24 protein-coding genes are annotated in these 19,888 nt (G+C 42.3%); 15 read left to right on the top strand and 9 right to left on the bottom strand.

Features of this window, described 5'->3' with window-relative positions; all coding sequences use genetic code 11:
- The first annotated feature begins 40 nt into the window (after window positions 1–40).
- The 4 genes from dapD (at window position 41) to prmB (ending at window position 3,361) form a co-directional block, all read left to right on the top strand.
- Window positions 41–868 (top strand): 2,3,4,5-tetrahydropyridine-2,6-dicarboxylate N-succinyltransferase, encoded by an 828-nt coding sequence (gene dapD, locus BN1209_RS03230; RefSeq protein ID WP_045750926.1) that lies wholly within the window; start codon window positions 41–43, stop codon window positions 866–868.
- An 82-nt stretch (window positions 869–950) separates the two neighbouring features.
- Window positions 951–1,301 (top strand): ArsC family reductase, encoded by a 351-nt coding sequence (locus BN1209_RS03225; RefSeq protein ID WP_045751935.1) that lies wholly within the window; start codon window positions 951–953, stop codon window positions 1,299–1,301.
- Window positions 1,302–1,311: 10 nt separating this feature from the next.
- Entirely contained in the window at window positions 1,312–2,439 is a 1,128-nt protein-coding gene (gene dapE / locus BN1209_RS03220) for a succinyl-diaminopimelate desuccinylase (protein WP_045750925.1), read from the top strand.
- A 16-nt stretch (window positions 2,440–2,455) separates the two neighbouring features.
- Window positions 2,456–3,361, top strand: a complete 906-nt coding sequence (prmB, locus tag BN1209_RS03215; protein ID WP_045751934.1) for a 50S ribosomal protein L3 N(5)-glutamine methyltransferase — start codon at window positions 2,456–2,458, stop codon at window positions 3,359–3,361.
- Window positions 3,362–3,403: 42 nt separating this feature from the next.
- Here prmB and BN1209_RS03210 read toward each other — a convergent pair whose 3' ends face one another.
- Complete coding sequence (locus tag BN1209_RS03210) at window positions 3,404–4,930, bottom strand: cryptochrome/photolyase family protein (RefSeq protein ID WP_045750924.1); 1,527 nt, start codon at window positions 4,928–4,930, stop codon at window positions 3,404–3,406.
- A gap of 73 nt (window positions 4,931–5,003) precedes the next feature.
- Between BN1209_RS03210 and BN1209_RS03205 the strand changes: the two genes are divergently transcribed.
- Window positions 5,004–5,636 carry a DUF429 domain-containing protein gene (locus tag BN1209_RS03205; protein ID WP_045750923.1) on the top strand — a complete coding sequence of 211 codons (633 nt, stop codon included), beginning with the start codon at window positions 5,004–5,006 and terminating at the stop codon, window positions 5,634–5,636.
- Here the strand turns inward: BN1209_RS03205 and BN1209_RS03200 are convergent, their stop codons facing one another.
- Window positions 5,637–7,022, bottom strand: coding sequence for a S41 family peptidase (locus BN1209_RS03200; protein WP_045750922.1), 1,386 nt, complete (start codon window positions 7,020–7,022; stop codon window positions 5,637–5,639). It abuts the gene before it with no gap.
- Window positions 7,023–7,082: 60 nt separating this feature from the next.
- Entirely contained in the window at window positions 7,083–7,232 is a 150-nt protein-coding gene (locus tag BN1209_RS08980) for a DUF2256 domain-containing protein (RefSeq protein WP_082048378.1), read from the bottom strand.
- Between the two features lie 114 nt (window positions 7,233–7,346).
- Between BN1209_RS08980 and BN1209_RS03195 the strand changes: the two genes are divergently transcribed.
- Window positions 7,347–8,573, top strand: a complete 1,227-nt coding sequence (locus tag BN1209_RS03195) for an FAD-binding domain-containing protein (protein ID WP_045750921.1) — start codon at window positions 7,347–7,349, stop codon at window positions 8,571–8,573.
- Here the strand turns inward: BN1209_RS03195 and BN1209_RS03190 are convergent.
- From BN1209_RS03190 to BN1209_RS03180, 3 genes are all read right to left on the bottom strand, one after another.
- Window positions 8,563–9,027 carry a DUF3429 domain-containing protein gene (locus tag BN1209_RS03190; protein ID WP_171816496.1) on the bottom strand — a complete coding sequence of 155 codons (465 nt, stop codon included), beginning with the start codon at window positions 9,025–9,027 and terminating at the stop codon, window positions 8,563–8,565. The two genes, BN1209_RS03195 and BN1209_RS03190, sit on opposite strands and share 11 nt — an antisense overlap.
- A 69-nt stretch (window positions 9,028–9,096) precedes the next feature.
- Complete coding sequence (locus BN1209_RS03185; protein ID WP_045750919.1) at window positions 9,097–10,104, bottom strand: S1 family peptidase; 1,008 nt, start codon at window positions 10,102–10,104, stop codon at window positions 9,097–9,099.
- Window positions 10,105–10,119: 15 nt separating this feature from the next.
- A complete protein-coding gene (locus BN1209_RS03180) occupies window positions 10,120–10,506 on the bottom strand; it encodes a DUF4149 domain-containing protein (protein ID WP_045750918.1) in 387 nt (128 codons plus the stop codon).
- Between the two features lie 291 nt (window positions 10,507–10,797).
- On the opposite strand from BN1209_RS03180, the gene BN1209_RS03175 reads away from it, so the two are divergent.
- Window positions 10,798–11,838 (top strand): S1 family peptidase, encoded by a 1,041-nt coding sequence (locus BN1209_RS03175; protein WP_045750917.1) that lies wholly within the window; start codon window positions 10,798–10,800, stop codon window positions 11,836–11,838.
- Here BN1209_RS03175 and BN1209_RS03170 read toward each other — a convergent pair.
- Genes BN1209_RS03170 through msrA form a run of 3 tightly spaced genes read right to left on the bottom strand, consistent with a single transcriptional unit; the run spans window position 11,816 to window position 13,288 of the window.
- Window positions 11,816–12,241 carry a hypothetical protein gene (locus BN1209_RS03170; protein WP_045750916.1) on the bottom strand — a complete coding sequence of 142 codons (426 nt, stop codon included), beginning with the start codon at window positions 12,239–12,241 and terminating at the stop codon, window positions 11,816–11,818. The two genes, BN1209_RS03175 and BN1209_RS03170, sit on opposite strands and share 23 nt — an antisense overlap.
- A gap of 4 nt (window positions 12,242–12,245) precedes the next feature.
- Window positions 12,246–12,776 (bottom strand): peroxiredoxin, encoded by a 531-nt coding sequence (locus tag BN1209_RS03165; RefSeq protein ID WP_045750915.1) that lies wholly within the window; start codon window positions 12,774–12,776, stop codon window positions 12,246–12,248.
- Window positions 12,773–13,288 (bottom strand): peptide-methionine (S)-S-oxide reductase MsrA, encoded by a 516-nt coding sequence (gene msrA / locus BN1209_RS03160; protein WP_045750914.1) that lies wholly within the window; start codon window positions 13,286–13,288, stop codon window positions 12,773–12,775. The genes BN1209_RS03165 and msrA overlap by 4 nt, the downstream gene beginning before the upstream one ends.
- A gap of 114 nt (window positions 13,289–13,402) precedes the next feature.
- Here msrA and BN1209_RS03155 point away from each other — a divergent pair, with 114 nt between their 5' ends.
- From BN1209_RS03155 to BN1209_RS03120, 8 genes are read left to right on the top strand one after another with little or no spacing between them, the layout of a single operon-like run.
- Window positions 13,403–14,443: an SAM-dependent methyltransferase gene (locus BN1209_RS03155; protein WP_045750913.1), complete on the top strand. Its 1,041-nt coding sequence runs from the start codon at window positions 13,403–13,405 to the stop codon at window positions 14,441–14,443.
- Between the two features lie 9 nt (window positions 14,444–14,452).
- Window positions 14,453–14,956: a DUF2878 domain-containing protein gene (locus BN1209_RS03150; RefSeq protein ID WP_045750912.1), complete on the top strand. Its 504-nt coding sequence runs from the start codon at window positions 14,453–14,455 to the stop codon at window positions 14,954–14,956.
- 33 nt (window positions 14,957–14,989) lie between these two features.
- Entirely contained in the window at window positions 14,990–15,754 is a 765-nt protein-coding gene (locus tag BN1209_RS03145; protein WP_045750911.1) for a DUF1295 domain-containing protein, read from the top strand.
- Window positions 15,755–15,772: 18 nt separating this feature from the next.
- Window positions 15,773–16,393, top strand: a complete 621-nt coding sequence (locus tag BN1209_RS03140; protein WP_045750910.1) for a DUF6134 family protein — start codon at window positions 15,773–15,775, stop codon at window positions 16,391–16,393.
- A gap of 14 nt (window positions 16,394–16,407) precedes the next feature.
- On the top strand, window positions 16,408–16,950 hold the full coding sequence (locus BN1209_RS09115) for a lipocalin family protein (protein WP_045750909.1): 543 nt from the start codon (window positions 16,408–16,410) through the stop codon (window positions 16,948–16,950).
- The gene (locus BN1209_RS09110) at window positions 16,951–17,868 is read left to right on the top strand and encodes an acyl-CoA desaturase (RefSeq protein ID WP_045750908.1); all 918 of its coding nucleotides are present in this window, start codon (window positions 16,951–16,953) and stop codon (window positions 17,866–17,868) included.
- Window positions 17,865–19,136: an NAD(P)/FAD-dependent oxidoreductase gene (locus tag BN1209_RS03125; protein ID WP_045750907.1), complete on the top strand. Its 1,272-nt coding sequence runs from the start codon at window positions 17,865–17,867 to the stop codon at window positions 19,134–19,136. Before BN1209_RS09110 ends, BN1209_RS03125 begins: the two co-directional genes overlap by 4 nt.
- The gene (locus tag BN1209_RS03120) at window positions 19,126–19,869 is read left to right on the top strand and encodes a DUF1365 domain-containing protein (RefSeq protein ID WP_045750906.1); all 744 of its coding nucleotides are present in this window, start codon (window positions 19,126–19,128) and stop codon (window positions 19,867–19,869) included. Before BN1209_RS03125 ends, BN1209_RS03120 begins: the two co-directional genes overlap by 11 nt.
- The last annotated feature ends 19 nt before the right edge of the window (window positions 19,870–19,888 follow it).

Here is a 19,888-nt window from a genome sequence, read left to right as displayed (position 1 = left end):
ATATTTATTTTCACTCTTTTTTATATTATCGGAATTATTCATGAGCCAATTGCAAACCATCATTGAAGACGCTTTTGAGCGTCGCGCCGACATCAACCCAAGCAATGCTTCAGCAGAGCTTAAAGAAGCAGTTGCTAGCGTTTTAGTTGATTTAGATGCAGGTAAATTACGTGTTGCTTCACGTCAAGGTGACAGCCAAGAGTGGGAAACACATCAATGGCTCAAAAAAGCGGTATTACTTTCATTCCGCTTACAAGACAATGTATTGATGGATGGTGGTTGTACGCAATATTTCGACAAAGTTCCACCAAAGTTTGCGGATTACACAGAAGAAGACTTCAAAGCTGGTGGCTTCCGTGTGGTGCCAAACGCGATTGTGCGTCGCGGTTCATTCATCGGCAAAAATGCAGTACTAATGCCTTCATACGTGAACATTGGCGCTTACGTTGGCGAAGGCACCATGGTTGATACATGGGCAACGGTTGGTTCATGTGCGCAAATCGGTAAAAACGTGCACTTGTCTGGTGGCGTAGGTATTGGTGGCGTATTAGAGCCTGTGCAAGCAGGCCCAACAATCATTGGCGATAACTGCTTTATTGGTGCACGTTCAGAAGTGGTAGAAGGCGTAGTGGTTGAAGATAACTGCGTGATTTCAATGGGTGTTTACATCGGCCAATCAACAAAAATTTACGACCGCGAAACAGGCTCTGTAACCTACGGCCGTGTACCAAAAGGCTCTGTCGTTGTTTCTGGCAACCTGCCATCAAAAGATGGTAGCTACAGCCTTTACTGTGCAGTGATCGTGAAAAAAGTGGATGAAAAAACGTTAGGTAAAGTCGGCATCAACGAATTATTGCGCGGCATTTAATTCTTTTTAGCTATAAAGCAAAACAGCCCCTTAGTGGGCTGTTTTGCTTTATAGCGCTGCTTTTACTGTTAAAATAACAAGCATGAAACTTTACGGCATCCCAAATTGCAATACTGTTAAAAAAGCACGCACTTGGCTTGATGAAAACAGTGTTGCTTATGAATTTCATGACTTCAAAAAATTAGGCATAGACGAGGCCACAATCAAGCAATGGCTGACTCAACAGCCTTGGGATAAGTTGGTCAATCGTGCTGGCATGACCTGGCGCAACTTAAGCGATGCAGAAATAGCAACGGTCACAGACAACTTGAGTGCCATGCAATTAATGATGACTAAAACTTCTGTCATTAAGCGTCCTTTATTAGTCAAAGATGACTCCCTGCTTGCTTTGGGCTTTGACGAAGCGACATATCAACAATTATTTAATCATTAAAGTTACTCCTATGAGCAAAACGCTAGATTTAGCTAAAGACTTAATTTCAAGACAATCCAACACCCCGCTAGATGCTGGGTGCCAAGATTTAATGATTAGCCGTTTGGAGCCCTTAGGTTTCAACATTGAGCGCATGCGCTTTGGCGACGTTGATAACTTTTATGCACGCCGTGGCACTACTGGCCCATTATTAGTATTTGCAGGTCATACTGACGTCGTTCCTACCGGCCCTGTTGATAAATGGCATACGCCACCGTTTGAACCCACGATTAAAGATGGCATGTTGTATGGTCGTGGCGCTGCAGACATGAAAACTTCATGTGCTGCGTTCATTACCGCCATTGAAGATTTTGTTGCAGCACATCCCAATCACCAAGGCTCTATCGGCCTACTCATTACCTCTGATGAGGAAGGCGTAGCGATTGATGGCACAGTCAAAATGGTTGAAGCGCTCAAAGCGCGAGGTGAGCATTTTGATTATTGCATCGTGGGCGAACCGACATCGAATAAAGTTGTGGGCGACATGATTAAAAATGGACGTCGTGGCTCACTTTCTGGAAAATTGGTCGTTAAAGGCGTGCAAGGACACATTGCTTATCCACACTTAGTTAAAAACCCCATCCACATGGTCGCGCCAGCGATTAAAGACATGGTCGATACCGAATGGGATAAAGGTAACGATTACTTTCCGCCTACCTCCTGGCAAATTTCCAACATGAACGGCGGCACAGGCGCGACCAATGTGGTGCCGGGCGAAGTAGAGATTTTGTTTAACTTCCGCTTTTCAACGGCCAGTACAGAGCAAAATTTAAAAGAGCGCGTTTATGCTATTTTGGATAAACACGAACTGAATTACGACCTAGACTGGGAGTACTCACCGCCTTACATCACACCACGGGGCAATTTAGTGGAAGCTATTTCGGAAGCCATTCAAGAATGCTACGGCGTTAGCCCTGAGTTATCCACCACAGGCGGTACGTCAGATGGTCGTTTTATTGCCGACATTTGCAAACAAGTGATTGAATTTGGCCCACTTAACGCGACCATCCACAAACTGAATGAGTGCGTCGCTGTGGCAGATATTGAGCCTCTCAAAGATACTTACCGAATCACGCTTGAAAAACTACTATTGGCCTAAATTGGACACGATCAAGATGACACCTAATCACATCACAGAAGCTTTGCTCACCATACGCGATTGGGTGCGCTACAGCATGAGTCGATTAGAAGAGGCTGAAGTCTTCTTTGGCCATGGCACTGACAACGCCTATGACGAAAGCGTCTGGCTAGTGATGAGCGCGCTGCATTTACCTTTAGATACCTTAGACAACTTTTTAGATGCGCGTGTAACCAGAGATGAAGCCAAGCATTTGGCGCATCTGATTGAGCGTCGCGTCACAGACCGTACCCCAACCGCTTACTTGCTTCGCGAAGCATGGTTGAGAGGCTTTAAGTTTTACGTGGATGAGCGCGTGATTGTGCCACGCTCATTTATTGCAGAATTACTTGAGAATGGCTTACATCCTTGGGTTGAGTATCAAGAGATGGTGGAAAGCGCTGCTGACATTTGCACAGGTAGTGGTTGTCTCGGTGTTTTGCTGGCGCACGCCTTCCCTAATGCAAGTATCGATGTGGTGGATATTTCACCTGATGCCATTGCGGTTGCAAATATCAACATTACAAACTACGGCTTAGAAGAGCAAATCACCGCGATTCAATCTGACATGTTTACAGCACTTGCTGGCAAAACCTACGATTTGATCATTAGCAACCCGCCATACGTAGATGCACCATCAATGGCGTTACTTCCAACAGAGTATCGTAATGAACCACAAATCGCGCTGGGTAGCGGCACGGATGGTTTAGACCATACCCATACTTTACTCAAGGAGGCCGGGAATTATCTTAATGATGGCGGCTTGCTGATTGTCGAAATCGGTCACAACCGCGATGCTTTACTTGAGGCTTACCCTGACGTGCCATTCACATGGCTAGAAGTGGAATCAGGCAATCAGTTCGTGTTTCTTATTACCAAAGAGCAACTACCAAGTTCGATTTAATTTAAAGCGTTTGCGCCATACTTGCAGACGCACCACTCGCTGCTAAATCGCATCAAGATTGTTCAAAATTTTATCGGCATGTATTTGAATGTGCGTTTGATCTTCAATACTAATCTTAGAAAGATTCGCGGTCATTAACCGTGTCCTTGGATTTTGATTAAATGCAGCTTGATGCTTCATTAAAAAATTCCAATACAATGTGGTCATCGGGCAAGCTTGATCGCCATATCTCACTTCAGGCTTGTACTGACACCCATTGCAATAATTACTCATTCGTTTCACATAGGCGCCACTTGCGACGTAAGGCTTACTCGTAAAACGTCCACCGTTTGCAAATAGGGCCATGCCCACGACATTGGGTAACTCGACCCACTCAATTGCATCTACGTAGACAGCCAAATACCAATCGGAGACTTGTTGGGGCAATACTTCTGCAAGTAGTGCAAAGTTGCCTGTGACCATTAAACGTTGAATATGGTGCGCATAGCCATACTTGAGTGTTTGCCCGATAGCATCCTTCATACAGTTCATTTTACTGTCACCCGTCCAATACCAACTGGGCAAAGAGCGCTGATGCTGGTAAAAGTTTGCTTCTGCCATTTGCGGCATATCGAGATAGTAAATGCCTCGAACAAACTCTCGCCATCCAATAATCTGCCTAATAAAACCCTCTACTGTAGATAAATCTAAGGCATCGGTTTGGTAAGCCGCTAATGCACGCTCAATGACTTCTCTCGGATTAATTAGTTTAAGATTCAAGCTAGGCGAGAGCATAGAGTGCCAACCAAAAGGCGTTTCTTTCCACATGGCGTCTTGATAAGTACCAAATTGAGCAAGACGATGCGTCACAAAAAAATCTAAAGCCACTAGCGCCTGCTCACGGGTGACTGGCCAGGCGAAATGGGCAAGTGAGCCAGGGTGTTGAGGATAGCTTTTCTCAACAAACTCAAACACCTCACGCGTCATCGCATCCGGTTCAAAAACTACAGGATCCTGAATAAGACCTGGACCATTCTTTGAGTATGGCTTTCTATTTTGATCATCAAAATTCCACTGCCCACCCAAGGGCTGAGAATCTTCATCCATCAGTACCTGATGTTTTTTTCGCATATACCGATAAAAATACTCTAGTCGCAGCTCCTTTTTATCGGCTACCCACGCTTTAAACTCACTAACACTGCAATAAAAATGATCATCATGATGCATGATGAGTTCAATATCCAAGTCGCGTGCTAAATGCTCTAAGGAAATTTTTAGGCGATACTCACCAGGTTCGACGCATTCCAAGTGCGTGACTTGATTGTCTAAGATGTGTTGCTTGAGAACATCAACAATATTCGCGTCAGAATCTTTGATGTAAGTCACAGGAATATTTTGGGACTCAAGGGTTTGAGCAAAATGGCGCATCGCTGATAAAAATAATGCGATTTTGGCTTTATGTGACCAAACATAAGTGGACTCATGTCGAGACTCAATCATCATGACTTCATCTGTACTTGGATCAAAATTACGCAATGCCACGCTATTGAAATCCAGTTGATCACCCAGGACTAGTATTAATTTTTTCATACCCAAATTTTACCCGCTATCACTTTCATCAATGCTGTATATTCTTCTACAAGCTAAAAAAATCTCAAATAAGATGACATCACACAAAACCACTATTGGCATCGACGTTGGCGGCGTTAAAAAAGGATTTCATGCAGTCGCCAATCGCAATGGCTTGTATCTCGAGAAATTTCATTCAATTCATTCTGATGAGATTGCCGCCTGGGCATTAAGCCACAATCCATCAGCCATTGCTATTGATGCGCCGTCAATGTTCAGTCTAAAGAGCGAATCAAGAAAAGCAGAGCGTGATTTAGTCAGCAATGGCATGCGATGCTTTTATACTCCGACTAGAGCACTTGCAGCCAAAAGTCGCTTTTACGACTGGGTTTTTAACGGAGAGTTACTTTACCAAAAGCTTGGATTGCCTATTTTTATGGGTGAGGAAAATAAGGAAACATGCGTCGTTGAAACCTTCCCCCACGCTGTGCAAATGTCGCTTTGGGCTGGAGATTCAAACCCTGTGGGCAACAAGCGTTCCATTCGAGAAAGCACATTAGCGCTTAAGGCAAATTACGACACCAGTCAGCTTAGTAATATTGACTTCATCGACGCGGCGCTCTGTGCAGTATCAGCAGATTACTTTGCTAATCATCAATATATAGCCTACGGATGCAAAACCGAAGGCTATATCATCCTGCCAAAATCACCCTCAATTACGACTTAATTACTTCGCCTTTACCTTGGCGACAGCAATGCCTTTTAATAAATTAATCGCTTGAGAATATTGAAAGTCTTTATCCGTACCCGCTTCAAATTGATTAGTGTCAGCAAATTGCGTCTTTGGCTCACTCTTCTCAACAACAATTGCTTGCGCTGGTGACTTGGTCCCAGCATCTGAATCTTTTGGATTAACCAAATGGTTAGATAAATTAGCCTCTCGTCTTAATTTGGCATTCTCTTCAGGGCTAATCGCTGGGTCTTCTACCACAATATCAGGCGTGATGCCCTTAGCCTGAATGGAACGTCCGCTAGGCGTAAAATATCTAGCAATGGTTAATTTAACAGCAGAGCCATTACTAAGCGGCAATAAAGTTTGGATGGTACCTTTACCAAAACTTTGTGTACCCAAGACCTTGGCACGCTGATGGTCTTGCAAAGCGCCAGACACAATTTCTGAAGCAGATGCAGAGCCTGCATTCACCAATACTACCATTGGCACAGTTTTCATTTCAGGCGGAAGCGCTTTAAGGTAATCATCCTCTGGATTTGGGCCGCTGTAATTTCTAGGGTTTGCAAACAAGCGCATTTTTGAGTCATCTGAACGTCCATCTGAGTAGACGACTAAAGCATCTTTCTTGAGAAAAGCCGCACTCACTGCAACGGCTGAGCTCACAACCCCACCAGGGTTATTTCTTAGATCCAAGACCAAGCCTTTAATAGGGCCTACCGTTTTTTCACGAATAGTCATCAATGTTTTAGCTAAATCTTCACCAGTACGCTCTTGAAATTGGGTAATTCTAACGTATGGATAACCCGCATCTGTCAGCTTATATTTAACACTAGGATTTTTAATAATCGCGCGTGTTAGCGTGATATCCACTAGGCCAGTTTCTCCTTTTCGAGAAATACTGAGTTTAATTTGGGTATCTGGCTTGCCGCGCATCTTCTTAATTGCGTCACCAATCGTTAAGCCTTTTACAGAGACGCCATCGAGTTGCACAATCAAATCTCCGGACTTAATCCCTGCACGGTAAGCAGGGGTATCCTCAATAGGTGAGACTACTTTCACTAAGCCATCTTCCATTCCCACTTCTAAACCTAAGCCACCGAATTCACCGCCCGTTGCAATACCAAAATCTTTTAAGCCTTCGTAATCTAAATAAGTAGAATGCGGATCTAGGCCAGCAAGCGCACCTGCGATGGCATCATTAAATAATTTATTGTCATCAATATTGTCTACATAGTTGCTCTTGATGGCTGAGTAAACTTCTGTAAATTTTCTTAATTGATCTCGTGGATAATCATTCAATGTCTCAGTGGCAGAGAATGATTGCACACTGAACGCCATGAGTATTGAAAAAGTCAGGATAGATTTTGGCTTGAATAACATGTGTGAATCCCTAGCAATAGGTTGATTAAGTGACTGCATAAAGCACTATATAATTAAAAGTCAGCCTTGTTTATTGAAACTTCTAGATGATCTACATGCATTAGAGCAGTATTTAACATCATCCCAAACCAACTTCCATTTTTTTCGCCAGACAAATGGTCGATTGCAAGTAAGGCAAACTTTAGTTGGAAGATTTTCTTTTTTTACCATACAAACTTTACTCTAAAAACGCCATTGTTAGTCAAAGCAATATAGACTTAGTTCGCGCTTGAACTAAGTAATACGATAAGGCTCTTATATCCAATCTTTAAAACACCTCATATCATGACCCCCATTAAAATTAATATTCCCGTATCGAGATCTGAACGTATCAAAGAGATCAAAGCGCTGTTTCCTCATCATACGGGAGCCAACTTAAGGGAAGATTGGGTTGGTGGGCGCACTGAAGGCTTAAAAAGACTATCCAACATTAAACCTGAGCGTTACGAAAAATCTCGTAACTATCTCAATGGCGAAGTGACTTACTTGTCACCTTATCTGAGACATGGGTGTATTTCATTAGCCGAGGCGATCACTTTTGCCCAAGAAAAATCAACGAGAGGCAACGATAAATTGCTTTTTGAGTTCGCTTGGCGAGATTATTGGCGTCAAATTTGGTATCACGCTGGTGATCGCATCCATTCCGAAATGGAAGCACCTAAAGTCGAATTAAAGCGCAATTCACTCCCCCGCATTGTGAGCGAAGGGAACACCAAATTACCGTGCATAGACCACTTCGTTAACACCCTTCGAGAGACGGGTTATCTTCACAACCACGCAAGAATGTGGCTTTCTAGTTATCTGATTCACTGGCTTGGGGTTGATTGGAAAATTGCTGCAAATTGGATGCATGACATGTTACTTGATGGAGACCAAGCATCTAACACCCTCTCTTGGCAATGGGTAGCCTCCACTTTTGGTAGCAAGCCCTACTTTTTCAATCAAGAAAACCTGAGTAAATATACGGGCAATCAACTATGTAACGGCTGTCAGGCTGTTTGCCCCTTTAAGAAGAGCTACGAGGCGCTGGATGCCTCGCTTTTTAGACCAACCACAGCACCAGCAAGAATAACTTCGCCAGATTACTCACCAATAAACTTCAAGCATCCGGGAAATGCATCCGTTATTTTATTCACCGACGAAATGCTTTCGCCAGCGCACGCTCTTTATCAACGTAACCAAAAGAAGATATTCGTATTTGATCCAATACATTATAAAAACTGGTCATTGAATCGATTACAGTTTATGGCCGACTGTCTAGCTGAAATGCCGGAGGTGGAAGTATGGACAGGTGACACATTGGCGTTACTTGAGATATTAGGTTGCGGTCATGTAGAGACTCAGTCGACGCCAAATAGTATGTTAAGGCACTTATTATCTAAGTGCAGTGTTACGTATATTGAAGAACCTGCTATTTATTCCGACGTCACAAAAGAAAAGCTTCATGCAAGAGGGTTGATGCGTTTCTCTAAGTACTGGAATTTCGTTGGGGAAGAGATACTTAAACGTTGATCAGCACTGGTTTCACGAGATACGCGGCTGTTACAAGGCACGTCGTGACCACCACCGTAAGTTGAAATCTCAATGGAAGATACCAAGTGGGCTTAGCTTCAGACTTCATCAACTGCATGTCCATGAAAAATGAAATCACAAAGAAAATAGACATCACTATTAATCCATAGACTTGCGGTATTAAAAGTCCTATCCAAGCAACAATGGATGGAATCACACTCCATGAAAGCATCACATTACGCTTTTTAATGGGCATCTCTTTCACAATCATAGCAACGCCCCAATAAACAGCCCCAAGAAAACTTAAAATGACTGCCGCATAGCTAATGAGCAAGTTTCTCCAAACCATAAAATGATGATGATCACAGAAAAGAAATGCGGTTGGGATAATGAATGGCAACAAGCCTAAGTATCCAAGCAATCTTGGGGCAAAACTAGCGCGATTTATTTTCACAAGAACTTTCACAATTTATTTTAAACAATTTCGGCGCGTCTGAGCTTTCGGGAACTGACATATTCAACCTTAACGCCCTTTAAGTTGCAGTAATGCTTCAACCTCGTCATTGTCGAAATTAAGTTTAGCTAACAGACCCTTGTACGCTTCAACATCTGCTGATTTTCCTTGTTTCTTAGCAATGTTTGCCAAACTAGCGATACTCGCTGCATGGCTTGGATTGACCTTGATGATGCCCTGGAATATTCGCTTGGCTTCATCCAAGCGACCTGATTGTTCCTTCACTGCAGCATCATAGAACAGCGCTTCAATATCATTAGGCGCGATACTTAGCCATTGCTTGCTAATACTTGCAACCTCATCCCACTGTTCATTTTGAAATGGCAAAACAATTTGCATCCAATAAGGCTTCTGCTCCAAAGGCACATCCCAAAAAGCTGGTTGTGAATCACGACTAAATTCAAGCACTGGTAGATTGAGCGCAGCTTTTACCCACTTTACCGGAATGTTGTAAAAAAAAGCATTTCGTCCAGGGCTTTTAAAAGTACTGATCCCCACCACATTTCCCTTAGCATCAAACAAAGGGCTACCACTTGCCCCCATTTGAAAAGATGCTGATGTGCGAATGACCACACTGTCCTCAAATGGATAGAGTGCCTTAATTGTGCCCCAAGTCGTCAGTGGCTTAGGTGGCCCGCCAGGAAAGCCAATAGAAAATACCTCTTGTTCATATTGAAGATGCTCGCTATCGCCCAATGTAGCCGCCTTTAGTGGCAGATACATAAAACTCATGATACAAACATCATGTTTCCAATCAGCCTGAAGGCCTATTGGTTGATAAGTTTCCCCCATCGCACCAATGTTCATCCCAACTGAATCTGCTAACACGTGGCAATTGGTGGCCACTTTATTTTCAGCAACGACAATCCCAGTGCCAGTGCTTCTACCCCCACTCGCATTGACACTATTAATTTTGGTGATGCTAGATTTGAGTGCGAACGTGAGTTCAGTTGGTGGCGCGGCAAAAGCATCCATCGCGAGGCTGATTAAGGCAATTTGTAAAAAGATTTTTTTCATCACAAGGCTGATCCCTTAAAATAAACTAGCATCAATATATAGGCCTAGAGTAAGCATTGAAATCACGACCAAATGCAATACCACACTCAACTGGTGCAGCAGTTTAAAGCGACTAGTGAGTGCTAAATCTGTTGCTTTATTGATAGCGGGCGTGAGAAAAATAAAATGTAATGCAAAAACAAACCCCGAAATAAAAGCGAGGGGTTTTAAGTGAGGGGTAGAAGCCGTTAAGCCAGCAACATCTGTTAAAACAAATAAAAAAATATGATAAACAGGAAAAAGTTTTCTCACAAAAATACTTGCATAGCTTTGTGGTAGCTTAACAAAAGCAACTGGCAACACCACCAGACTCACAAAAACGATTATTCCAACAATGGACGCAGCTATTAACATTCCAAGCATGAGAAAACCTTAACTAGTAAAATAATATTAACAACATCGACAGTTTAAAATGTTTGAAGGTTCATATTCAGCATAAAAAAAGGAGGCACGAAGCCTCCCGAAAGACTCAACAAGTTTAGTGAACCCTGATAACACTAAACATCATTTGCGTCGCATACTTTGTCTGACAAAACTCCAATAAGTTCACCTTGACGATCTCTGGTGAGTGTAACTAATTTTAAGCACATGCCCTGAACCTTAATACAGTTAAGAACACTAAACAGAGTGATTTAATTTGATGAGTCTATTTCTATGAAAAAAATGCTTTTGCTTAGCCTGCTTTTAAATGCTGATTTGGTCAATGCACAACCTAACATTGGGCAACTTTTAACGTTGCATGAATCGATTGTTCAAATTTCTGTCGAACTTGAAAATGGCAATGTTGGCACTGGCACTGGTGTCGTCATCAGTCCAGAATATGTGGTCACCAACTGCCATGTACTAGCAGACGGAAAAGGCGCAAACGTTGCAAAGTATGGCGATGGTTACAAACCTGTTGGGCTCAAGGCTGATTGGAAACATGACCTCTGTGCATTGAAGTTCGAAGGACTTCCTTTTAAACCCGTACCCATGCGAGATACTGGCTCGTTGGAGATTGAAGAAGAAGTATTCAGTGTTGGCTATCCAAATGGCAATAACGTGCCTCAGCCTTCCTATGGCAGCATTAAAGCTAAATATCCCTATGACAACAGTTTGATTATTCGATCTGATGCCGCGTTCTCTTTAGGCTCAAGTGGTGGTGCTTTATTCGACCAACAGTTCAACCTAATCGGTATTACCAGTTTTAAAAGCCCAGGTCCTCAGGGATTTTTCTACAGTTTGCCTGTTGAGTGGATCAAGAAACTCATTACTTCAGAAGAGCAACTTACATTGAAAGCCGAAGGATCCCCTTTTTGGGCACTCCCTTATGAGAAACAACCTTTTTTTATGCAGGTTGTGATTCCTTACCAAAATGGTGATTGGAAAACTCTGCATCAAACTGCCGAAGCTTGGACAAAAAGTGAACCTAATACTTCAGATGCATGGTATTTCCTGGGGGTGGCTGATTTGAAACTAAATAATGTTCCAAGCGCAAAAGTAGCATTTGATCAAGCATTAACACTTAATTCGCGTCATTTAGATGTGCTCATGCGTCAATCCGAAATGGCGTTAACTGAAGCTAATTTTGATCGACTGATTCAGTTGGTGACGTCAATCAAAGCTTTTGATAGCGACGCTGCTGAAGAATTATCTCTTAAAATTAGCGCACTCAAGCAAAACAAAACAAGTATTAGCGGCGCTTCCAGTAAATAGGACTATTAGAAGATTCATCTAACTCCATCATCGATTTGCGTCTTAGATTTTCGATGGCTTCATCGTCTGATATTTTTTGCGCAAGCGCATCTGCATGTGCGACTGGTGTGGCAAATCGAAGCCAACCAGGATTTTCAGTAAATCCGTGATCCGCCATACAACGGCGGATCACATTGATTTTTCTGCCTTGAATCTCTAACTTTTGAAATTCTACAATTGCCGTCATGTTAGCAACTGCATTGTCAGCAATGCCAGCGCAGTCATCCACTGCTTTACGAAGTGCAGAAGCATCTTTAGCAACTGTTGATTCCTCACTGGTGGATGCTAAATGTCCAGATGCGCTTAGATAAATAGCTACGAACATCCCAATAAGCACCATTAAAATCATAAGTTTTTTTAGCATAGAATTAGATCGACAATCTTTTTAAGTCTTCAATGATCTCTTGCGAATGCTTTGAAGTATCTACATTCAAATAGGTCTTGGTGATCTTGCCCGCAGGGTTAATCAAAAATGTATAACGTTTTGCAATCTTGATGACTAATAAATTGTTTAAGGCACCATAAGTTTCGGCAACTTTGCCATCTTTATCCGCTAGCAACGGGAATGGAAGATGGTATTTAGATGCGAACTTTGCATGAGAGTCGCTATCGTCAATACTGACACCAATCACCTTTGCCCCTAACTTTTCTAAAATAGCCAAGTCGTCCCTGAAGCTACAGGCTTCTTTAGTGCAGCCTGGCGTATCATTTTTGGGATAAAAATAAAGGACGACCCATTGCCCTGCAAAATCAGAAAGCTTTTTGAGCTGTCCATTCTGATCAGCCAAGGAAAAATCTGGGGCAGCTTCTCCCAATTTAGGAATGCCTGCTGCTTCAGATCGTTTTGTAAAAAATAAGAAGAGCGCAACCACAACAATTATTAACAACAAAAATTTCATTTGTCCGTCACTCCAAAATTAAGATCTCGCCTAAAATGACAGGTATACCCATCAGGATACTTTAAAATATACTTCTGATGCTTTTCCTCCGCAGGATAAAAGCCTTTAAAAAGCACAACTTCAGTAACAACAGGCAAGACCCATTGACCAGAGCGGTTCACAACATCGATCACTTCTTTTGCGATGATCTCTTGTGCCGCATTTTGGTAAAAAATGGCGGAACGATACTGGGTCCCAATATCGTTGCCCTGTTGATTGAGCTTGGTTGGATTGTGCAATCTGAAAAACTCAAATAGTAAATTTCTTAAAGAAATTTGATCGCCATCAAATTGCACCATTAAGGTTTCCGCATGGCCAGTTGTACCGGTGGTGACCTCTCTGTAGGCGACATTCGGAATGTGTCCACCAGAAAAGCCGACCTGCGTTTGAAGAACCCCAGGAATTACTCTAAAAAGCTCTTCCATTCCCCAATAGCAACCACCTGCTAGATAAATTGTTTGTATGTTGTTCATATTGTTATGAGTCAATAATTAATAAATTGTTCAAACGATAAAACCTTCTTAGCACTTTTGCCTCATAATTACATAAATAACAGTAATCACAATCAAGACAATTCAGGATACATTATGATGCTTTCAAAACTAGCCATCCACCTATCTGAGCGTGGCTATATGCCAGACTTTGTTATTAGAGCCGGCATAAGACAACTTTGTAAACAGCGCCTCAAGGAAATTTCAGCTAGTCATTGTGAAAAAGCGGCTGACTTGAGGATGCAATTCTTTGAAAGTATGAAACTTGCCCAAATTGCGCCATTGCCTGAAATGGCTAATGCTCAACATTATGAAGTCCCCGCAGGCTTTTTCGATTTAGCGCTGGGCTTACATCGCAAATATAGTAGCTGCTATTGGTCTAATGACGTAAAAAATCTTGATGAATCTGAAGCTGCTGCCCTTAAGGAGACCTGTCAACATGCTGACCTTAAGGATGGTCAAGCGATTTTAGAGCTTGGCTGTGGCTGGGGTTCTTTATCATTATGGATGGCGAAAAATTATCCAAACAGTCAAATCACCTCTGTATCAAACTCCAACTCACAAAGAGCGTTTATTCTGGCAGAGGCTGCAAAACGAAAACTGAATAATCTAAATGTGATTACTTGTGACATGAACAACTTCGAAATAAGCCAAACATTTGATCGCATCGTCTCCGTTGAAATGTTTGAGCATATGCGTAACTACCGAACACTATTTGAGAAACTTAACCAATGGCTTAAACCAGAAGGAAAGTTTTTTATGCATATTTTCTGTCATCGTGACGTGCCTTATGCTTTTGAAGTTCAAGGCGATGATGACTGGATGAGTCAGTTCTTTTTCTCTGGTGGCTTCATGCCAAGTGATGATACGCCGCTTCATTTCCAAGAACATCTCAAAATTGCTAAACAATGGCGCTGGGACGGCACACACTATGAAAAGACGGCAAATGCTTGGTTAGAAAATATGGATGCGCATCGCAACGAAATCACACCTATTTTGGCAAGTTGTTACGGTGAAGAGAATGTTCAAGTTTGGCGTCAACGTTGGCGCATTTTCTTTATGGCCTGTGCAGAGCTGTTCGGTTTTGATCGTGGCCAAGAATGGTGGGTCGGTCACTATCTCTTTGAGAAAAGATAAGCTACGACCATGCTATTGAATATTATTGGGTTTCAGATCGGTTGGTTCTCTTGTGTACTTGGGGCTGCGAATCAACGCCCTTGGATGGGTGTATTCATTGCATGCTTGGTACTATCAATTCATCTAGCTAAGTCTAGCGATGCAAGGTTTGAATTTAAATTTTTAATCACTGCACTCATTATTGGCATTATTTTTGATGGCATTCCTCAAAGTTTAGGATGGATTACTTTTAACCCCGTTAGTTATTGGCCCAACATTCTGCCGCCTCCATGGATGATCATGTTGTGGGCCTTATTTGCGAGCACATTGAATATCAGCTTAAGTTGGTTACAAAATAAAAATATTGTAGCCATATTGATAGGCGCAGTTGCTGGTCCAGTTTCTTACTGGAGTGGCGCCCGTTTAGGGGCATTGACTCTTAGCAATGCTAATGCAGCAATGATTTATCTTGCAATCGGTTGGGGCTTAATCGTTCCATTGCTTCTTAAAATTGCCGCATCAAAAGAAAAATAGCATTGAGCAACAGCATCCCATAAAGGATTAAGCATGCAAATTTATTTGATTACTTTATTACCCATGATCGCGCTAGCCCTATTTTGCTGGCTAATGAGCCTCAAAAGCAATAACGTCACGGTAGTCGACAGCTTGTGGGCCATGTTTTTCTTTATTTCTACGGCCCTCACATTTTCTTGCCTGACGCTACCGAGTGAGCGTGCATATTTAGTGCTATTTTTAGTGACTATTTGGTCATTCAGGTTGTCCACCTACCTCCATATTCGCAACCACAATAAAACTGAGGATCTGCGCTACCAAGCTATTAGAGCAAGGAATCAACCGAATTTTAGATACAAAAGTTTTTATCTTGTCTTTGTACTACAAGCATTTTTAGCCTGGTTTATTTCATTGCCTTTGAACTTCGCATTGCAATCAACGACTTCTCTGAACGCCATAGACTGGTTAGGCTTCAGCCTATGGCTGATGGGCATGGGTTTCCAAGTCACAGGCGACGCTCAATTGAAACAGTTCAAATCTAAACCTGAAAATAAAGGCAAGGTCCTCGATCAGGGCGTCTGGCGCTACACTAGACATCCCAATTACTTTGGTGAGTCATGCATTTGGCTAGGTTACGGAATGATTGCAGTGGCCGCGGGATTTTGGTGGTCGATGATATCGTCTATTTTCATGATCTATTTATTGATAAAAGTCACTGGGGTAAAGTTACTTGAAGCAGATATTGCTGAACGACGACCCGGCTATAAAACATACACCCTCAAGACCAATGCTTTTTTTCCTTGGTTTCCAAAAGATTAATGTTGAAATATTTTTAACATGACCAAATTACTGATCAGTTGTTTTTTCCTGTCGATGCCATTTGTTGCGGAAGCGCAAAGCTGGAACTTTGATGTATCAATGGATGGCAAACCAATCGGCACCCATCAGTTTGTGCTTTCTGACAAAGAAAATAATCAACAAACTCTTAAAAGTGAAGCCAAATTTAATATTAAAATACTTTCTATTAGTTTTTTTAAATATCACCACCAAGCAAATGAGGTTTGGGAAAATAACTGTCTGAAGAAATTAGAAGCCAAAACGCAAGAAAACAGCAAAACAACGATTGTTAAAGGTCTGCAAGAAAAAGCTATCTTTAAACTGTCAACCCCTGCATTGGCTGAAATCAATACAGAATGTGTGATGACCTTTGCTTATTGGAACCCCAAAATACTCCAACAAAAAAAATTACTCAATCCACAAACAGGCGACTACTTGAATGCCAATATTTCAGCCTTAGGCCAAGAGACGATTGTGGTAAAAGGTCAGCAAGTTAAAGCGGAACACTACAAGATAGATACGGCAAAGTTCAAGATAGACATTTGGTACGGACAAGATGACGAATGGCTTGCCCTACAATCACTTACGGAAGATGGGCGTATTGATTACGCGCTTAAATAAAAGGCAATGACACGATGAAAAGATCAATTTTGGCTTCAATGTGCGCGGTGCTGACTGCCTGCGCTAGCTTGCCACCGATTAAAACGGTGGAACAAGTGAATTTGAACAAATTCATGGGGGATTGGTATGTCATCGCCTGCATTCCAACGCTCATCGAAAAAGACGTGCATAACGGAATCGAATCCTATGCACTCGACACGGATGGCTCAATCAAAACCACCTTTACCTTTAGAAAAGGGAGCGCAAACGGTGAATTAAAGAGCTACCATCCAAGAGGTTTCGTGGTGCCAAACACCGGCAATGCCATTTGGGGAATGCAATTCATATGGCCGATTAAAGCGGAATACAGAATTGTTTATTTAGACGAAGCTTACCAAACCACCATCATTGCAAGAAATGCACGTGACTATGTATGGCTGATGTCGCGCAATCCCAGCATGACAAATGAACAATACAGTGGCTTCGTCGCAAAAATTCAAGAGATGGGCTACGACATTAATAAACTAGTCAAAATCCCGCAAGAGTGGGAATCGACGATGAAAAAGGATGTGCCATAAATGGTTTTCAAAACAATACTTGCTTGGTTCGATAGCGACGCTATTAATCCGCACGAGCAAAATCCAAACAAAATTGAGTTATTACGCATCCTGCCTTTTGTGATTTTGCATATCGCTTGTTTTGCTGTTTTTTGGGTTGAATTCAGCGCACTCGCATTGACCATCGCTATTGTGCTTTATGTATTAAGAATGTTCGCGATTACAGGTTTTTATCATCGCTACTTTGCCCACAAAGCCTTCAAAACCTCGAGGTTTATTCAATTTATCTTTGCATTTTTAGGCGCAAGTGCGGCGCAACGTGGCCCATTGTGGTGGGCCTCTCATCATCGGCATCATCATGCGCACTCTGACAACCCAAATGATCCGCACTCCCCAAAGCAACATGGCTTTTTTTGGAGTCATATTAGTTGGTTTTTAGCGAATAAAAACTTTGCTTCTAAAAGTGAACGTGTCAAAGATTTAATGCAATATCCTGAGCTAAAATTCTTAGATCGTTATGACGCTGTTGCCCCAATAGGACTCGCCATTAGTTTGTTTGTGCTAGGGGCATGGCTAGAAAGCAGCGCCCCTCATTTACATACCAACGGGATGCAACTGCTCGTTTGGGGTTTTGTTATCTCCACCGTATTTCTTTATCACATGACGTTTACTGTGAACTCACTTGCGCATGTCTGGGGGAAAAGAAGATTCATGACCAATGATGACAGTCGCAATAACACGCTGATTGCTATTTTCACGCTAGGCGAAGGCTGGCATAACAATCACCATCACTTCCCAAGTTCAGCAAGACAAGGCTTTTATTGGTGGGAAATTGATTTGACGTATTACGGACTTAAAGCACTCTCCGCACTTGGCTTAATCTGGGACTTACGCAAAGTCCCGACTGAGGTTTTATCTCAGAAGCGAGCGCTTAAATGAAAATCGCCATTATTGGTGCTGGCGTTTCAGGAAACACGCTTGGATGGCAGTTAGCAAAAGAACACGATGTCACCTTATTTGAGGCTAACAGCCATGTGGGTGGACATACTCACACGCACCAGATAGAGGCTTTTGGTAAGCAGTACAACATTGATACTGGCTTTATTGTTTATAACGACTGGACTTACCCTCACTTCATTCGATTGCTAGATGAACTCGGGGTAGAAACTCAAAGCAGTCACATGAGCTTCAGCGTTCGTGATGAGTCTTCAGGGCTGGAATATAACGGCACAAGTTTGAATAGTCTTTTCGCACAAAGACGTAATCTATTTCGCCCAAGCTTTCTGGGCATGATTCAAGATATTTTGCGCTTTAATAAAGAGGCGCCCAAATTGCTGGATGACACCCAAGCAGACATGCCTTTCGGTGAATATTTAAAGCTACACCGTTACCGTAAAAACTTCATTCAGCACTATGTGATCCCGATGGGCTCTGCCATCTGGTCCGCTTCACCTGAGCAAATGTTTGAATTCCCGGCCAAGTTTTTTATACGCTTTTTTCATAATCATGGCATGTTAAGTGTTTCTGACAGGCCTGAGTGGCGGGTAATTAAGGGAGGCTCAAAAGCCTACGTCGAAAAACTCACGCAAGGCTTTAAAGACAATATAAGACTTAATACGCCGATCGAATCCGTCAGCCGCAATCTCGATAGCGTGGTCGTTAAACCCAAAAATCAAACTGCAGAGTTATTTGATTGGGTATTTTTTGCTTGTCATAGCGATCAAGCCTTAGCGATGTTAGCGGACGCATCAAACGATGAAATTGCGATATTGGGTGCAATTCCTTACCAAAACAATCAAATCGTTCTGCATACTGATATTAATTTAATGCCCAAAAAGAAACTCGCTTGGGCTGCTTGGAACTATCATCTGACCGAGCAACCGCTTAATCTTGCGGCAGTGACCTACAACATGAATATTTTGCAGTCTCTCGACTCGCCAGAACCCTTCCTCGTCACCCTCAACCATACGAGTAAGATTGATCCAAAAAAAATCATTAAAACACTCAACTACACGCACCCCGTATTTACGCCGCAAGGCGTCGCGGCTCAGCTAAGACATGCAGATATTAGCGGGGTGAATCGAACTGGATATGCTGGTGCATATTGGCGCAATGGCTTTCATGAAGATGGCGTTGCAAGTGCGCTCGCGGCGCTTGCACACTTTAATCAAGCACAATCAAAGTTAAGCGCTACGTATGGCAAATAAGGCTAGCTGCATCTATGCTGGACAGGTCAATCATCATCGCTATTTTCCGGTGAATCATGCTTTTAAATATAAATTATTCATGATGTACATAGACTTAGCCGAGCTACCTACTTTGTTTAAGCCCTTCTGGTTATGGTCTTACCAAGTTCGCAATCTTGCGAGTTTTTGGCCTGGTGATTATTCCGATGGCAAAACACAAGATCTCGATCAAACAATACGTCTTGTTATTCAAAAAGAAACTGGCGAAAGGGCCACAGGCCCAATTAGACTGCTGACCCATTTACGCTACTTTGGATTTATATTTAATCCTGTCAGTTTCTATTACTGCTTCGATGCAACAGATGAAAATCTAGAATTTATTGTGGCAGAAATTACTAATACGCCTTGGGGTGAGCGCCATTCTTATGTGCTCAATTGCAAAACACAAGCAGCGCCCTATCGCTTTGAATTTGAAAAATCATTCCATGTGTCCCCATTTATGCCAATGGATATGCACTACGATTGGCGATTTAGAACACCGTCAAATCAACTTTTTGTGCATATGGAAAACCGGCAAGGTGACATCAAAAAATTTGATGCCACACTGATGTTGGAACGTATTCAAATCAGTAACGTATCCATGGCAAAAGTATTGGTGATGTTCCCGATGATGACCTTTAAGGTCACTTTAGCTATTTACTGGCAGGCATTAAAATTAACACTCAAACGTGTGCCATTTATACCGCATCCTTAATTAAGAATAGACCTAAATC

It is taken from the genome of Candidatus Methylopumilus turicensis (assembly GCF_000953015.1).
Lineage (GTDB): Bacteria > Pseudomonadota > Gammaproteobacteria > Burkholderiales > Methylophilaceae > Methylopumilus_A > Methylopumilus_A turicensis.
The sequence above is the reverse complement of the archived record's forward strand: the minus strand, read 5'-3'. Positions and strand labels throughout refer to the sequence as shown.

Coding starts and splice junctions, on each gene's coding strand:
- dapD (WP_045750926.1), top strand. CDS start 41: ATGAGCCAATTGCAAACCATCATTGAAGACGCTTTTGAGCGTCGCGCC.
- BN1209_RS03225 (WP_045751935.1), top strand. CDS start 951: ATGAAACTTTACGGCATCCCAAATTGCAATACTGTTAAAAAAGCACGC.
- dapE (WP_045750925.1), top strand. CDS start 1,312: ATGAGCAAAACGCTAGATTTAGCTAAAGACTTAATTTCAAGACAATCC.
- prmB (WP_045751934.1), top strand. CDS start 2,456: ATGACACCTAATCACATCACAGAAGCTTTGCTCACCATACGCGATTGG.
- BN1209_RS03210 (WP_045750924.1), bottom strand. CDS start 4,930: ATGAAAAAATTAATACTAGTCCTGGGTGATCAACTGGATTTCAATAGC.
- BN1209_RS03205 (WP_045750923.1), top strand. CDS start 5,004: ATGACATCACACAAAACCACTATTGGCATCGACGTTGGCGGCGTTAAA.
- BN1209_RS03200 (WP_045750922.1), bottom strand. CDS start 7,022: ATGTTATTCAAGCCAAAATCTATCCTGACTTTTTCAATACTCATGGCG.
- BN1209_RS08980 (WP_082048378.1), bottom strand. CDS start 7,232: ATGGTAAAAAAAGAAAATCTTCCAACTAAAGTTTGCCTTACTTGCAAT.
- BN1209_RS03195 (WP_045750921.1), top strand. CDS start 7,347: ATGACCCCCATTAAAATTAATATTCCCGTATCGAGATCTGAACGTATC.
- BN1209_RS03185 (WP_045750919.1), bottom strand. CDS start 10,104: ATGAAAAAAATCTTTTTACAAATTGCCTTAATCAGCCTCGCGATGGAT.
- BN1209_RS03180 (WP_045750918.1), bottom strand. CDS start 10,506: ATGCTTGGAATGTTAATAGCTGCGTCCATTGTTGGAATAATCGTTTTT.
- BN1209_RS03175 (WP_045750917.1), top strand. CDS start 10,798: ATGAAAAAAATGCTTTTGCTTAGCCTGCTTTTAAATGCTGATTTGGTC.
- BN1209_RS03170 (WP_045750916.1), bottom strand. CDS start 12,241: ATGCTAAAAAAACTTATGATTTTAATGGTGCTTATTGGGATGTTCGTA.
- BN1209_RS03165 (WP_045750915.1), bottom strand. CDS start 12,776: ATGAAATTTTTGTTGTTAATAATTGTTGTGGTTGCGCTCTTCTTATTT.
- msrA (WP_045750914.1), bottom strand. CDS start 13,288: ATGAACAACATACAAACAATTTATCTAGCAGGTGGTTGCTATTGGGGA.
- BN1209_RS03155 (WP_045750913.1), top strand. CDS start 13,403: ATGATGCTTTCAAAACTAGCCATCCACCTATCTGAGCGTGGCTATATG.
- BN1209_RS03150 (WP_045750912.1), top strand. CDS start 14,453: ATGCTATTGAATATTATTGGGTTTCAGATCGGTTGGTTCTCTTGTGTA.
- BN1209_RS03145 (WP_045750911.1), top strand. CDS start 14,990: ATGCAAATTTATTTGATTACTTTATTACCCATGATCGCGCTAGCCCTA.
- BN1209_RS03140 (WP_045750910.1), top strand. CDS start 15,773: ATGACCAAATTACTGATCAGTTGTTTTTTCCTGTCGATGCCATTTGTT.
- BN1209_RS09115 (WP_045750909.1), top strand. CDS start 16,408: ATGAAAAGATCAATTTTGGCTTCAATGTGCGCGGTGCTGACTGCCTGC.
- BN1209_RS09110 (WP_045750908.1), top strand. CDS start 16,951: ATGGTTTTCAAAACAATACTTGCTTGGTTCGATAGCGACGCTATTAAT.
- BN1209_RS03125 (WP_045750907.1), top strand. CDS start 17,865: ATGAAAATCGCCATTATTGGTGCTGGCGTTTCAGGAAACACGCTTGGA.
- BN1209_RS03120 (WP_045750906.1), top strand. CDS start 19,126: ATGGCAAATAAGGCTAGCTGCATCTATGCTGGACAGGTCAATCATCAT.